Annotated in this window: 14 protein-coding genes; 11 read left to right on the forward strand and 3 right to left on the reverse strand. The window is 45.0% G+C overall.

Features of this window, described 5'->3' with window-relative positions:
- Positions 1-28 precede the first annotated feature (28 nt).
- The 3 genes from tpx to VQ00_RS02860 all read left to right on the forward strand — a co-directional run bounded on the left by tpx (position 29) and on the right by VQ00_RS02860 (position 2435).
- Positions 29-529: a thiol peroxidase gene (tpx, locus tag VQ00_RS02850; protein ID WP_046178565.1), complete on the forward strand. Its 501-nt coding sequence runs from the start codon at positions 29-31 to the stop codon at positions 527-529.
- Positions 530-612: 83 nt separating this feature from the next.
- Complete coding sequence (locus VQ00_RS02855; RefSeq protein ID WP_046178930.1) at positions 613-1605, forward strand: class I SAM-dependent methyltransferase; 993 nt, start codon at positions 613-615, stop codon at positions 1603-1605.
- 5 nt (positions 1606-1610) lie between these two features.
- Complete coding sequence (locus VQ00_RS02860; protein WP_046178566.1) at positions 1611-2435, forward strand: EcsC family protein; 825 nt, start codon at positions 1611-1613, stop codon at positions 2433-2435.
- An 18-nt stretch (positions 2436-2453) separates the two neighbouring features.
- Here VQ00_RS02860 and VQ00_RS02865 read toward each other — a convergent pair whose 3' ends face one another.
- Positions 2454-2765: a hypothetical protein gene (locus VQ00_RS02865; protein WP_046178567.1), complete on the reverse strand. Its 312-nt coding sequence runs from the start codon at positions 2763-2765 to the stop codon at positions 2454-2456.
- A 232-nt stretch (positions 2766-2997) separates the two neighbouring features.
- Here VQ00_RS02865 and VQ00_RS02870 point away from each other — a divergent pair, with 232 nt between their 5' ends.
- A complete protein-coding gene (locus VQ00_RS02870; protein ID WP_046178568.1) occupies positions 2998-4200 on the forward strand; it encodes an argininosuccinate synthase in 1203 nt (400 codons plus the stop codon).
- 2 nt (positions 4201-4202) lie between these two features.
- The gene (argH, locus tag VQ00_RS02875) at positions 4203-5579 is read left to right on the forward strand and encodes an argininosuccinate lyase (RefSeq protein ID WP_046178569.1); all 1377 of its coding nucleotides are present in this window, start codon (positions 4203-4205) and stop codon (positions 5577-5579) included.
- Positions 5580-5743: 164 nt separating this feature from the next.
- Here argH and VQ00_RS02880 read toward each other — a convergent pair whose 3' ends face one another.
- Entirely contained in the window at positions 5744-6193 is a 450-nt protein-coding gene (locus tag VQ00_RS02880; protein WP_046178570.1) for a universal stress protein, read from the reverse strand.
- A gap of 154 nt (positions 6194-6347) precedes the next feature.
- On the opposite strand from VQ00_RS02880, the gene VQ00_RS02885 reads away from it, so the two are divergent.
- Complete coding sequence (locus VQ00_RS02885) at positions 6348-7028, forward strand: metal-dependent hydrolase (protein ID WP_046178571.1); 681 nt, start codon at positions 6348-6350, stop codon at positions 7026-7028.
- Positions 7029-7126: 98 nt separating this feature from the next.
- The gene (locus VQ00_RS02890; RefSeq protein ID WP_046178572.1) at positions 7127-8440 is read left to right on the forward strand and encodes a CBS domain-containing protein; all 1314 of its coding nucleotides are present in this window, start codon (positions 7127-7129) and stop codon (positions 8438-8440) included.
- A 279-nt stretch (positions 8441-8719) separates the two neighbouring features.
- Here the strand turns inward: VQ00_RS02890 and VQ00_RS02895 are convergent, their stop codons facing one another.
- On the reverse strand, positions 8720-9028 hold the full coding sequence (locus VQ00_RS02895; RefSeq protein WP_046178573.1) for a YtpI family protein: 309 nt from the start codon (positions 9026-9028) through the stop codon (positions 8720-8722).
- 95 nt (positions 9029-9123) lie between these two features.
- On the opposite strand from VQ00_RS02895, the gene VQ00_RS02900 reads away from it, so the two are divergent.
- The 4 genes from VQ00_RS02900 to VQ00_RS02915 all read left to right on the forward strand — a co-directional run bounded on the left by VQ00_RS02900 (position 9124) and on the right by VQ00_RS02915 (position 14216).
- Positions 9124-10056: a DHH family phosphoesterase gene (locus tag VQ00_RS02900; protein WP_046178574.1), complete on the forward strand. Its 933-nt coding sequence runs from the start codon at positions 9124-9126 to the stop codon at positions 10054-10056.
- Positions 10057-10133: 77 nt separating this feature from the next.
- Positions 10134-13400, forward strand: a complete 3267-nt coding sequence (gene dnaE, locus VQ00_RS02905; protein WP_046178575.1) for a DNA polymerase III subunit alpha — start codon at positions 10134-10136, stop codon at positions 13398-13400.
- 87 nt (positions 13401-13487) lie between these two features.
- Positions 13488-13682 (forward strand): hypothetical protein, encoded by a 195-nt coding sequence (locus VQ00_RS19315; RefSeq protein ID WP_046178576.1) that lies wholly within the window; start codon positions 13488-13490, stop codon positions 13680-13682.
- Positions 13683-14216, forward strand: coding sequence for a FadR/GntR family transcriptional regulator (locus tag VQ00_RS02915; protein WP_052728297.1), 534 nt, complete (start codon positions 13683-13685; stop codon positions 14214-14216).
- Positions 14217-14227 lie beyond the last annotated feature (11 nt).

Here is a 14227-nt window from a genome sequence, read left to right on the forward strand (position 1 = left end):
ATACTGCTGAATTTGGAGGGAATAAACAATGGCAAACGTAACATTTAAAGGAAATCCAATCACATTGATTGGCAGCGAAGTAAAAGTGGGAGACAAAGCACCGGATTTTACAGTTCTGGCTAATGACTTATCTCCTGTCACGCTTGTGGATACAGCGGGAAAAGTTCGCTTAATCAGTGTTGTGCCTTCGATTGATACAGGTGTATGCGATGCGCAGACTCGCCGTTTCAATGAAGAAGCGGCAAAAGTGGACAACGTTGAAGTGTTAACCGTCTCAGCTGACCTTCCATTTGCTCAAAAGCGCTGGTGCGCGGCGGCCGGTCTTGAAAATGTGAAAACATTATCAGATCACCGTGACTTTTCTTTTGCTGAAAGCTATGGTGTTGGCATGAAAGAACTCCGCCTTCTGGCACGTTCTGTTTTTGTGATCGACTCAAGCGATACAGTTACATATGTGGAGTATGTCGGTGAAGGAACAGATCATCCAGACTACAACGCGGCGATTGAAGCAGCAAAAGCAGCAAAATAATTCAGTACAGGCTCGTTTCAGCCGGCTTTGACATTTTGTCGGAGCCGGCTGTTTTTTGCGAAATGAAAGTGAGGATTCTTTTTATGACAAAGGAATTGACAGTAGAAAAATTGTTTACCGTGTTAGACCAATCTGCCGCACTTATGAGCAGGCTTTTATCCATTCCGTATTTAGAAGCACTCGGTGAAACAGCAGAAAATCTCTTTCACGGTTACGTCGTGCAGGAAGAATTAAATGAAATGGATGAAAAACGGCTGCAAAAGTTATACAGTGAGGTTCAGCTGGAGCACTATTCAAAAGAAGCGATCCGCAAGTCGTTTCAGCTTGCCATTTTAAAAGGCATGAAAGAGCATGTTCAGCAGAATCATCAAATGACGCCAGATTCGATCGGCTTGTTTATTGCCTATCTATTAAGAAAAAGCTTTGGGAAAACGGCGACGTTTACACTGCTTGATCCGGCGATCGGAACAGGAAATCTTGTCACAACGGTATTAAATGAATTTGACGGAAAAGTAGAAGCGCACGGTGTCGACCTTGACGATGTGTTGTTGAAGCTTGCCTATGCGGGAGCAAACCTGCTCCACCACCCAATTTCGTTATACACCCAAGATGCATTGGAGCCGCTGTTAATTGATCCGGTAGATGTGGTTGTTTGCGATTTGCCTGTTGGGTATTACCCGAATGATGATCGGGCGTCTTCATATAAGCTAAAAGCAGACACTGGTCATTCGTATGCCCATCACTTGTTTATTGAGCAAAGCCTGCAGCACACTAAACCGGGCGGCCAGCTGTTTTTCATCATTCCAAACGGTCTTTTTGAATCACCGGAAGCGAAAAAGCTGCAGTCCTTTTTAATAGAAGAAGCGTATATTGAAGGTGTGATTCAGCTGCCGGCAACGCTTTTTAAAAACAAGCAGGCGGAGAAAAGCATCTTAATGATCCGCAAAAAAGCGCCAGGTGTAAAAAAGCCGAAAGAAGTACTGTTAGCATCCATGCCATCATTAACGGATAAAAAAGCAACAGCAGCGATCGTCCGAAAAATTGATCACTGGTTCAGCGAACATCAGAAAGGATGACAGCGATGTGGACAAAACGAGACCACTCGTATTGGAATCAGCTGATGGATTGGGAGCAGCAGCTGGTTTCAAATCGGGACAATGAAACGGAGGAGAATGATGCCCTCAACCGGATCACAGCCTCAATGCCGGATGATATGCAGGATCGATTTTTTATGCAGGTGGATCAATCAATAGAATGGATTCATTCGTTTTTGCAAAAAGAGAGGCTGCAAACAGAAATGAGAAATCGAATATTCGCGACAGCCCGGATCTTTCGCGAAGATATTGAAACGGTAGAGCAGATGCGCAGTCTTACAATCGACCAGCTTCATTACATAAGCCGTCAACAAGCTTCAAGAAATCATGCAGCCGCCGCAGTCCAGGGAGCTATCACAGGAACAGGCAGTTTGGTGCCGATAGCCGCAGATCTTCTTTCTATGACGGCTATTGGGCTGCATGCGATTCAAACAAACGCCCTTTCCTATGGTTTTGATCCAAGTCATCCGGTTGAAAAAGAGAACATCCTTCATCTCTTTCATGCCTCTTTGCTTCCGGATCACCTGAAAGCAGATGGATGGGCACAGCTTATCACAGAAGTAGAAGAAGGAATTGCTTATAGTTCTGATGACAGCTGGGCGATGGATGAAACGATGCTTCAGGAACCATTGCGTCACGTATTGAAGCTGGCAGCTGTTCGAACATTGCGTCATCAAACCTTATCGGGCGTTCCGCTTATCTCAATGGCGATTGGAGCCGGTGCCAATTATTGGGCGGTTAAACAACTGACTGCTTTTGCTGAACGATACTATCAATATCGTTATTTGCATGAAAAAAAGAACCGGAGCTGACCACCAGCCGGTTCTTTTTTATTGGTGTATTTTTTCATTAGTATATACATCCGGTACGGTTCTGAACCAAAGCCACAAATCATTAATAACCGAGGCGAGCTCGCTAATGCCTGTATTGAGCCGGCATGATCGGTCAAAATCTTCTTCATTATTCAAAGCGGCCTGCTTCTCATTAATATGTGTTTCTAGTTCTTGAATGCGATCCGGAATCTTCCCCCGGATCATTTCCCATTTATGCATGATCACTTGCCGTTCATCTGCGGTATACTCAAGCCATTCCCGATTGAGAGCAGGAATAGAAATGCCGAGGCGTTTATCGTACTGGAACATAAATTCACCTGCTTTATTCTCGTTTCTTCTATAATAGTGAAACAAATATAAAATAGCAAAACGGTCGAATATACAAGATTTCTACATAAATACACAAAAAACTGTATTTTTTTCAGAAAACCACTTGAAAGGGCCTTTGGAAAATGATATTCTTTATACATATTAACAGAATAAAAATTAATTCGAATGAATAATTATACTGGTATTTGCAATTATGAGGAGGAAATAATAGATGGGTAAGAAAGTTGTTCTCGCATATTCAGGTGGTCTTGATACATCCGTCGCGATTCCGTGGCTTAAAGGAAAAGGATACGATGTTGTCGCAGTGTGCCTCGATGTCGGCGAAGGAAAAGACCTTGAATTTATTAAAAACAAAGCACTTCAAGTAGGTGCAGTTGAGAGTTACATGATCGACGCGAAAAAAGAATTTGCGGAAGATTTTGCACTGATTGCCTTGCAGGGACACACATGGTACGAAAATAAGTATCCGGTTGTATCCGCGTTATCACGTCCGCTTATTTCAAAGAAATTAGTTGAAATCGCGGAGCAGGAAAATGCAACAGCTGTGGCGCATGGCTGCACAGGGAAAGGGAATGACCAGGTTCGTTTTGAAGTAGCAATCCGTGCGTTAAACCCAGACTTGGAAGTTCTTGCACCAGTCCGTGACTGGGCTTGGTCGCGTGAAGAAGAAATCGAATATGCAAAGCAGAACAATGTGCCGGTTCCAATCGGAAAAGAAAGTCCGTTTTCGATTGACCAAAACCTATGGGGTCGTGCCAACGAGTGTGGCGCTTTAGAAGATCCTTGGGCAGCACCCCCGCTGGATGCGTATGACTTAACAGCGCATTTAGAAGATACACCGGATACACCAGATATTATCGAAATCGATTTTGAAGAAGGTGTTCCAACAGCTGTAAACGGCGAAAAAATGGAGCTTGCTGAGTTGATACTTCATTTAAATGAAGTGGCAGGCAAGCACGGGATTGGCCGTATTGACCACATTGAAAACCGTCTTATCGGCATCAAATCACGTGAAGTGTACGAAACACCGGGCGCGACAACGCTTATTACTGCACACAAAGAGCTTGAAGACATTACACTTGTAAAAGAACTTGCTCACTTTAAGCCGGTTATCGAAAAGCGTTTAACTGAAATCATTTATGATGGTCTTTGGTTCAACCCGATTCGTGAATCACTTGTCGCTTTCTTAAAAGATACGCAGAAATATGTAACAGGTACAGTGCGTGTGAAACTCTTTAAAGGACACGCAATTGTTGAAGGAAGAAAATCGCCGTATTCATTGTATGATGAAAGCTTGGCAACTTATTCTAAAGACGATGCGTTTGACCATGCTTCAGCGGTTGGCTTTATCAACTTATATGGTCTGCCAACAGTTGTCAGCTCGCGTGTTCATAAAGCGAAGGGGCTTAAGTAATCATGACGAAAAAGTTATGGGGCGGTCGGTTCCAAAAATCAGCAGAAGAGTGGGTAGACGAATTCGGAGCGTCCATCTCATTTGACCAGGAGCTCGTTTTCGAAGATATCGAAGGCAGCATCGCCCACGTGACAATGCTTGGTGAAACAGGCATTTTAACAACAGAAGAAATGGATCAGATCAAGTCAGGACTTGAGGCTTTAAAGAAGAAAGTCGAAGCCGGTGAAATCGAATTTTCGGTTTCGCTTGAAGACATTCATTTAAATTTAGAAAAAGCATTGATTGATTCGATCGGTCCAGTTGGCGGAAAGCTTCATACCGGAAGAAGCCGGAATGATCAAGTCGCAACGGATATGCATTTGTACTTGAAGAAGCAAGTCAAAGACATTATCGGGTTAATCAGCCAGTTCCAGTCGGTTTTAGTGGAGAAAGCCGACAAACATAAAGAAACGATCGCGCCAGGCTACACGCATTTGCAGCGGGCGCAGCCAATTTCATTCGGTCATCATTTAATGACGTATTTCTGGATGCTGCAGCGCGATAAAGAACGGTATACGGAAGCGTTGAAACGAATTGATATGTCTCCGCTCGGGGCGGGGGCGCTTGCCGGCACAACGTTTCCGATTGACCGTCAGCGTTCAGCAGAGCTGCTTGGCTTTGCAGGCGTATATCAGAACAGTATGGATGCAGTAAGTGACCGCGATTTCATTCTCGAATTTTTAAGTGCATCGTCGATTTTAATGATGCATATGTCCCGTTTTGCGGAAGAGATCATTCTTTGGTCCAGCCAGGAGTTTCGCTTCATCGAGATGGATGATACGTTTTCAACCGGCTCAAGTATTATGCCGCAAAAGAAAAATCCAGACATGGCAGAGCTGATACGCGGCAAAACAGGCCGTGTATATGGCAACTTGTTCAGCCTGCTGACGATTTTAAAAGGACTGCCGCTTGCCTATAACAAAGATATGCAAGAAGATAAAGAGGGCATGTTTGATACCGTCCATACGGTTCTCGGTTCTCTGAAAATTTTCGCCGGCATGGTCGATACAATGGCGGTGAACGAAGACCGCATGAAAGACGCTGTGCAAAATGATTTCTCCAATGCGACAGAGCTTGCGGATTACCTGGCAGCAAAAGGCATTCCGTTCCGTGAAGCGCATGAAATCACCGGCAAGCTTGTATTTACGTGCATTCAAAAAGGATGCTTCCTGCTTGATTTGTCGATCGAAGAGTTGAAAGAAGCATCGAACGTAATCGAAGAAGATATTTACGGCGTTCTATCACCGTATGAAGCAGTCAAGAGAAGGAAGTCTCTCGGCGGCACTGGGTTTGACCAAGTCGAAAACCAAATTCAAGCGGCAAGAGAACTGCTAAAATAAAAAAGCGTAAGGCGCCTGCTTATCGGCGACAAGCATAAGACTAGGACTGCCGGAGGCGCTTTTTGTCTCCAGAAGGGCTTGGCTTATGACCGCGAGCCGATGGAGCCTGGAGCTGGATTAACAAAAAAACCGCCAAAGAAGTGGCGGTTTTTTTATGCATGCGGTTATTCATCGATATCATCAGTACGGACAATTAATACGTCACAGTTGGCTGCACGTGTAATATGCTCGGAAACGCTTCCAATCAAAAAACGTTCCATTGCGTTTAATCCCGTGGCACCACAGATGATCAAATCCGCTTCTACTTGTTTCGCTACATCCTTGGGGATAATTGATTTAGGAGAGCCATATTCGACAAACGTATTTACATGTGTCACACCAGCTGTTTCCGCTTCTTTTTTGTAATTATCAAGAAGCTCGTTTCCGTACTTTGTTGCGCGTTCAGCAATAGAGCGGTCATATGCCTCGATTGCTGCAAATGAACGGGTGTCAATGACATGAACAAGATTTAACGAAGCACCATTTCGTTTTGCAATTTGGACAGATTTTTTAAAGGCCCATTCCGCTTCTTTTGATCCGTCAACGGCTACTAATACGTGCTTATACTTTAACATAAGCCATTCCCCCCCTTATACCTTCATTTTACAGCAAAAGCATCAAATAAAAAGTGATAAGTCTAACATTTCTGAAAGTTTTACCAGAAAGGTTTAAATGGTTTGTAAGGAGGGGAAAGTTATGTGATGCAATACAAAAGGAAGGGGTCGAAATATGAAAGTATCTTATCACGGACATTCAATTGTTAAAATTGAATCAAATGGAAAAACAGTTTTGGTCGATCCGTTTATTAACGGAAACGAATTGACGGATTTAAAAGCAGACGAACAAAATCCTGACTTTATCGTGCTGACGCATGGACATGGCGACCACGTAGGCGATACGCTCGAGATTGCCAAGCGAAGCGGTGCCCTTGTCATTGCCGTGAATGAGCTGGCGCTTTATTTGCAGCACCAAGGTGTTAATGCGCATCCTATGCACATAGGCGGCAGCCGTGAGTTTGAATTTGGGAAAATTAAATTTACACAGGCGTTTCACGGCTCTGGTCTTCAGCAGGAAGACGGAACGTTTTTATACATGGGTATGCCGGCTGGGGTTCTCATCATGAATGAAGGGAAAACCGTCTATCATGCAGGTGATACCGGATTATTTTCCGACATGAAATTAATTGCTGCACGTCATCCAATCGATTTGGCTTTTTTGCCAATCGGCGATAACTTTACAATGGGACCGGACGACGCGGCGATTGCGGCGGAATTTTTGCAGGCGAAAACAGTTGTGCCGATTCATTACGATACGTTCCCGCCAATTAAGCAAAATCCGGAAGACTTCACGTCGAAAGTGAAAAACGGCAGCGGCAAAGTGATGAATCCCGGAGATGTGATTGAATTATAAAAGCGGAGCTGTCTCAATTGAGGCGGCTTCTTTTTTTTCGCCTTGTTTTGGTCTATAATTAAGAAAGGAATGAGAGCCGAAAGGGACGGGTGGAGCCATTGATAACGAAACACGAACAAATTCTTCAATACATTGAGGAATTGCCGATCGGCGAAAAGATTTCCGTCCGCCAAATTGCCAAGGCACTTTCGCTCAGTGAAGGAACGGCCTACCGGGCGATTAAAGATGCCGAGACAAAAGGAATGGTCAGCTCGATTGAGCGGGTCGGGACAATCCGGATTGAGCAAAAGAAAAAAGAAAACATTGAAAAGCTGACGTTTGCGGAAGTCGTCAATATTGTCGATGGACAAGTGCTTGGCGGACGAAACGGATTACATAAAACATTAAATAAATTTGTCATCGGCGCGATGCAGCTTGAAGCGATGATGCGCTATACAGGACCCGGTAACTTATTAATTGTCGGAAACCGGGTAAAAGCCCATGAACTTGCTCTGCAGGCTGGTGCAGCTGTTTTGATTACCGGTGGATTTGAAGCGGGCGATGACCTGAAAAAACTGGCGGATGACTTAGAGATTCCAGTTATCTCGACAAGCTACGACACGTTCACCGTTGCGGCCATGATTAACAGGGCTATTTACGATCAGCTTATCAAAAAAGAAATCGTGCTCGTTGGTGATATTTTAACGCCGGTTGAAAGCAGTGTTTTTTTGGAGCTGGGTGATACGGTCGGGGACTGGCTTGATAAAAACAGAGAAACATCGCATAGCCGATTTCCAGTCGTTGATGAACATTTAAAGGTATTTGGCATGGTGACAGCGAAAGATATAATGGGAAGCGGGCGGGAAATGCTCGTTGATAAAGTGATGACGAAGCATCCGATTACGGTTACGCTTAAAACGAGTGTTGCTTCGGCTGCGCATATGATGATTTGGGAAGGAATTGAATTGCTGCCAGTCATTGATGAGCAAAACCGCTTGCAAGGGATCGTCAGCCGACAGGACGTCATGAAAGCGATGCAGATGGCGCAGCGTCAGCCTCAAGCGGCCGAAACGCTCGATGATACGATCGCCAAACAGCTTATTTTGCCGGAAGACCAGGAAGCGGGCAGCGGCTATCAATTTGACGTAACCCCGCAAATGACCAATCAGCTCGGCACCATTTCATACGGTGTTTTTACAACGATTGTCACGGAAGCGGCAAATCGGGCATTGCGCGCCCATAAACGCGGCGATCTCGTCGTTGAAAATATTACAATCTATTTTTTAAAGCCGGTTCAAATGGAATCAACACTTACTATTTTTCCAAAAGTACTGGAGATCGGCCGTAAATTCGGGAAAGTAGATGTGGAAGTGTACAACGCGGGTGTGCTGGCAGGCAAAGTAATGATGATGTGCCAATTAATTGACCGTTAACAACGATAGGATCAAAGGCTAAGAAGCACGGCATCATGCCGCAACACCTTTGTCACCCACATCCTGTGAGCCCAAGAGCGCGGCATCATGCCGCAACACCTTTATGACCCGCATCCTGCGGGTCCAAGCGCAAAGGCGGCCGTTCAGGCTCGGCAGGCATAAGACGGACCAGCGAAGGGGCGCTCTTTGCAACACAGCTGTGACGGCTTATGACCGAGGGTCTGGCCGCCTGAAGCTGGACATAAAAAAAACAGGCTGATATGCCTGCTTTTCCGTCCGTTATCGATCCAGTTCTTCCGCTTCCTGTCGAGCAAACGGCAAATAGTGCTTATACATTTTGAAGCCTGCAATCATACTGGCGAATCCGTATAATATAAAAACAGCCGCGACAATATAAGCGGTTGTTGTTTGCTGAATGAGCAGCGTATTGACGCCAAACATACCGACAAACAGTCCAAGCACCATGCTGGACTTGGCAGACAGCCATTTTCGTTCCATTGGCCGACTGCTGCGGACATACTGGACTTTATAAAACAAATAAAAAATAAACGATAAAACAATAATCACGACTAAAAAGAAATTAGGCATCCAACATATTCCTCCGTTTTTCACTCTCGTTTTATTGTAACGGGAATAGCGGCGGATTTCCACTGGAAACGAGCCTATAGAGAAGGGGAAAAGATTTGAAACAACACATTATCGACAAAATTAAGGAATATGACACAATCATTCTTCATCGCCATGTGCGTCCCGATCCAGATGCATACGGATCGCAGGGAGGCCTTGCGGAAATCATTAAAGCAACATTTCCTGAAAAAACAGTTTATACTGTTGGCGAAGAAGAACCAACCCTTTATTTTATGCGCCGTCTTGACCAAATTGAAGACAGTGTGTATGAAAATGCGCTTGTGATCGTATGTGACACAGCAAACCAGGCACGGATTTGTGATCAGCGCTTCAAGCTCGGAAAAGAGATCATTAAAATCGACCATCATCCAAATGAAGATCCATACGGTGATTTGCTTTGGGTCGACGTGGACGCTGCAGCGTGCAGCCAAATGATTTATGAGCTGTATAAAACGTCTGAAGGTCAGCTGAAAATGAGCGACGCCGCGGCGCGCCTCCTATATGCAGGCATTGTCAGCGATACAGGACGGTTTTTATATTCGTCGACAACGATTGATACGATGCAGTATGCTGGCGAACTCATGCAATATGCATTTGACCGTCAGGAACTGTTTAACAATATGTATGAGAAAGATGCGCATGTGTTGAAATTAGAAGGCTACATTTTGCAGCATTTTGACATAGACGATTCCGGTGTTGCTGAAGTCCGTTTGACAAAAGAGCTGCTTGAAAAATTTCAAGCGACACAAGCAGAAACATCGCTTCTCGTCAGCATTTTAGGCAGTGTCAAAGGCATTCGGTCCTGGGTGTTTTTCATAGAAGAAGAGGACCAGATTCGCGTACGGTTCCGTTCAAAAGGGCCCGTTATTAATGGGCTGGCCATGAAATATGGCGGCGGCGGCCATCCGCTTGCTGCAGGTGCAAGCGTTTATTCCTGGGAAGAGGCAGATCAAGTGCTGGCCGATTTAAAAACACTTGTTGCTGAGTAATAAAAGGAGAATTTTTTCTCCTTTCTTTTTATATTAAAAGAAGAACATACATTCACATAACCGGAAGGAGTGAGAAAATGGTTATCCATCTGGAAACGGAAACGGCATACAGCTTTCGAGGGGCGACACTTACACCGGATAAGATTGCTCAAAGAGCGCAGGAAATGGGCAGCATGGCAGTTGGACTGACGGACTGGAACAATCTGCATGCGGCAGTTCCTTTTTACCTTGCCTGCAAAAAGCGGAATGTTAAGCCTATTATGGGATTAAAAGCAGAAGTGGAAGCCCAGCAGGTGAGCGGGCAAGCTTTTCCACTTCTTTTGTATGCACAGAATAATATCGGCTTTTCCAACTTGGTCAAAATTGCAAGTGCTTTGCAAACGAAAGCGAAAAGCGGCCTCCCGCTGCGATGGCTTAATGGATATGCTGAGGGAATCATTGCGGTGCTTCCCGGACTGGATGGCGATCCTTCCGAAGAAGCGGCAGCTCACTTTAAGAAGGTGTTCAGCCATTTTTATATTGGGCTTCGAGGGAACAGCGGTGAGCGATTTTTAATTGAGAAGGCGAGAGAAACCGGCATTCCGATTGTTGCGATCGGCAACGTGCAATATGCAGATGCAGAAGGTGCTTTTGCGTCCAAATGCTTGCAGGCGATTCGAGACAACCGGCTCATTGAAGCAGAAGAAGAATTAGCGGAAGCGGCATATGCGTTTGCGTCAAGCGCACAATTAAAAGATACATACAAAGAGATGCCAGAAGCAATCGAAAACACAGCGGTCATTGCTGGGCTTTGCCATGTAAACATTGAATTTGGCAGTCGCCTCATCCCCTCTTTTCCACTGCCCGATGGGGAAAACGCTGACGACCGGCTAAAGGCGTTGTGTATGGAGAATCTTTCGGAACAAAACAGCCTGTACACAAAGCGGCTTTTCTATGAGTTGTCGGTTATCAGCAAAATGAATTTCAGCGACTATTTTTTAATTGTTCATGATTTTATGCAGTTTGCGAAAAAGCAAGGCATGCTGACAGGTCCGGGGCGGGGGTCGGCTGCTGGGTCACTCGTTGCTTTTGCATTAGGCATCACGGCTGTAGATCCCATTCAGTACGATCTTTTATTTGAGCGGTTTTTAAACCCGGAGCGGATCACCATGCCGGATATTGATATTGATTTTCCTGATCACCGCCGAGATGAAGTCATTCGCTATATCGCTGAGAAATATGGAGCTGTTCATGCCGCGCAAATTGTAACATTCGGCACGTTGTCAGCAAAAGCGGTTATGCGTGATACGGCGCGCATCTTCGGCTTTAACACAGCGGAATTGTCCCGGTTATCCAAGCTGATTCCGTCTATGCCCGGAACAAAGCTTTCACAAATTAACTTAAGCAGTTGGCGCGCTGAATCAGCGGTAAATGAGCGGATTTATCAAGCAGCGCTTCATTTGGAGGGACTGCCACGCCATACGTCCACGCATGCAGCTGGCGTGATTATTTCAGAAAAACCGCTGACGGATCATGTGCCGATTATGGACGGGCACGATGGCGTTTATTTAACGCAATATCCGATGGAGCCGCTTGAAATGCTCGGGTTGCTAAAAATGGATCTGCTCGGTTTACGTAATTTGACGACGATAGAGCGGATTTTATCTTCCATTAAAAGAAAAACGGGCAAAAAAATTGATTTATTATCTCTTGAACTTGATGACCCACTCGTTTTTCAGTTGCTTGGCCGCGGGAAAACAGCTGGTATTTTTCAGTTTGAATCCGACGGGATGAGAAACGTGCTTATGAAGCTGCAGCCAAATCGGTTTGAAGATATGGTTGCGGTCAATGCATTGTACCGTCCCGGTCCAATGGAGCAAATCCCATTGTACATTAAACGTCGTCATGAACAAGAAGAGATCGGGTATTCACATCCAATTTTAAAAGAAATTTTGGAGCCAACGTATGGGATTATCGTGTACCAGGAACAAATTATTCAAATCGCTGTTAAATTGGCCGGCTTTTCACCGGGGGAGGCTGATTTGCTTCGCCGTGCTGTGAGCAAAAAGAAAAAAGAAACGCTGGAAAAAGAAAGGGTCCATTTTGTCAACGGCGCCAAACAAAATGGCATTAATGAAAAAACGGCTGTTTACGTGTATGACTTAATTGTCCGGTTCGCCGATTACGGATTTAACCGGAGCCATGCGGTCGCATACAGTATGATCGCGTACTGGCTGGCTTGGCTCAAGGCGCATTATCCAGCACATTTTCTTGCCGCCCTGCTTCAATCACAAACTGGAAATGAAGAGAAATTGCGGCAATACGCCATAGAAGCAGCTGAATACAACCTTGATTTTCTTGCCCCATCCGTCAATTCTAGCAATTTTTCGTTTCAAGCGGATTCTGATGGTATTCGATTCGGCCTCGTGCCAGTAAAAGGTGTCGGGCAGTCAGCAGCTACGGCCATCATTGACGAGCGGAAAAAGGGCCATTTTCATGACTTATTTGATTTTTGTCAGCGTGTGCCGGCCGGTGTCGTTAATCGAAAGGTGATTGAATCATTAATTTATGCCGGGGCGATGGATGAATTTGGTCAAGATCGCGCAGTGCTTCTGGCCAGTATTGATGCCGCTTTTGAACATGCAGCGCTCATCCAGCCCGACGAAGGAAGTTTATTTGAGGGGCTCGGCGTTTCTTTTCATCCGAAATATGCAGATGTACCGGAGCTGGCAAGTGATACAAAGCTTGAAAAAGAAAAAGAAATGCTAGGTCTGTATATATCGGATCATCCGGTAGCAACGTATCGTCCGATGCTGAGCCAGGCAGGGGTCATTCCGCTGGCAGAGCTTAGGAAGAGCCGGGGCATCATCATTGCTGGAATGGTCGGTCCCATTCGTGAAATTCGGACGAAGAAAGGGGATAAAATGGCATTTTCGTCTCTTATCGATGAAACAGGTGAGAAAGAGATCGTTTTGTTCCCAGACATATATCGGAAATTCGGATCATTTATCGAAAAAGGGAAAGTCTTACTGGCGGCTGGATCGACAGAAGAAAGAAACGGCACGCTTCAAGTTATTGTTCAGACTGTAGAACCAATTAAAGAAGGATTGAACAAAGCCATTGAAGAAAAACAAACGCTTTACATTCAACTGCAGGAAGGAAAAGGAGAAAGCCGACTGGCAGAATGGGTAATTGACGAATTGCAGCGCTATCCAGGCCGTGCAGCTGTGGTCATTCATTACGAGCGGACGAAAGAGACAGTAAGGCTCGGTCCGAAATATAGGGTGTCGCCAATAAATAAATTGATAGATGAATTAAAAAAAGAGTGCGGAGCGCAAAACGTCGTCCTTAAATCATTTGTCTAACCTTTACAATTTCGTTTGAATCGTTTAAAGTATTATAGTGAATTGTGTGGTCTGACCACTCGGGTGACAACAAAGGGAGATATCGATATGTCAAATCGGGAAGAAGCACTCCAGATGCATAAAGAAAACCATGGGAAATTGTCAACTGGGATTAAAACAGTTGTGAAGAATACAAAAGATTTAAGCCTTGCGTACTCGCCTGTTATAGCACGCCGTAAAGTAAATCCAGAAGATGTGCGTCAAAAAACAATGAAGCTATCATTGATTGGAAAAGGTGAATAAATGATAGAGTCAGCACGTCCGCCTTCAAAATTTTTGGCAGCTATTGCGCAAATTCAAGAAATGATTAAAACAGACCGTTTTCAATCCGGGGATAAAATTCCCTCGGAACGCGAATTGTCAGACCGGCTTTCAATCGGGCGTTCATCGGTTCGAGAAGCGCTGAGGGCTTTGGAGCTTTTGGGGCTCATTGAAACACGGCGCGGTGAAGGGACTTTTCTCCGCGATTTTAAAGATCATCAGCTTGTCCCGCTCATTGGCACCTTTATTTTTGATGGTGATCAAAACAAAGAAGACGTACGTGATGTCAAAGCGATCTTGGAATTGGGCTGTCTCGCTATCTTATCTAGAAAATCCGGCTTCGATTTTAATGAAGCAGGGGACTCTTTTCAGCAGCAAATAGAAGCAGCGGATAACCGTCTTCTCAAAAATATATGGATGATTATTTCCGATTACGCCGGGAGCGATACAGGCAATGAACGTCTTGAAGAACTGCTGGCTGCGGCTAAACAAATCAATTATTCAGAGCGCCAGTAAAGGGGTGGAAC

It is taken from the genome of Domibacillus tundrae (assembly GCF_000970675.1).
GTDB lineage: Bacteria > Bacillota > Bacilli > Bacillales > Domibacillaceae > Domibacillus > Domibacillus tundrae.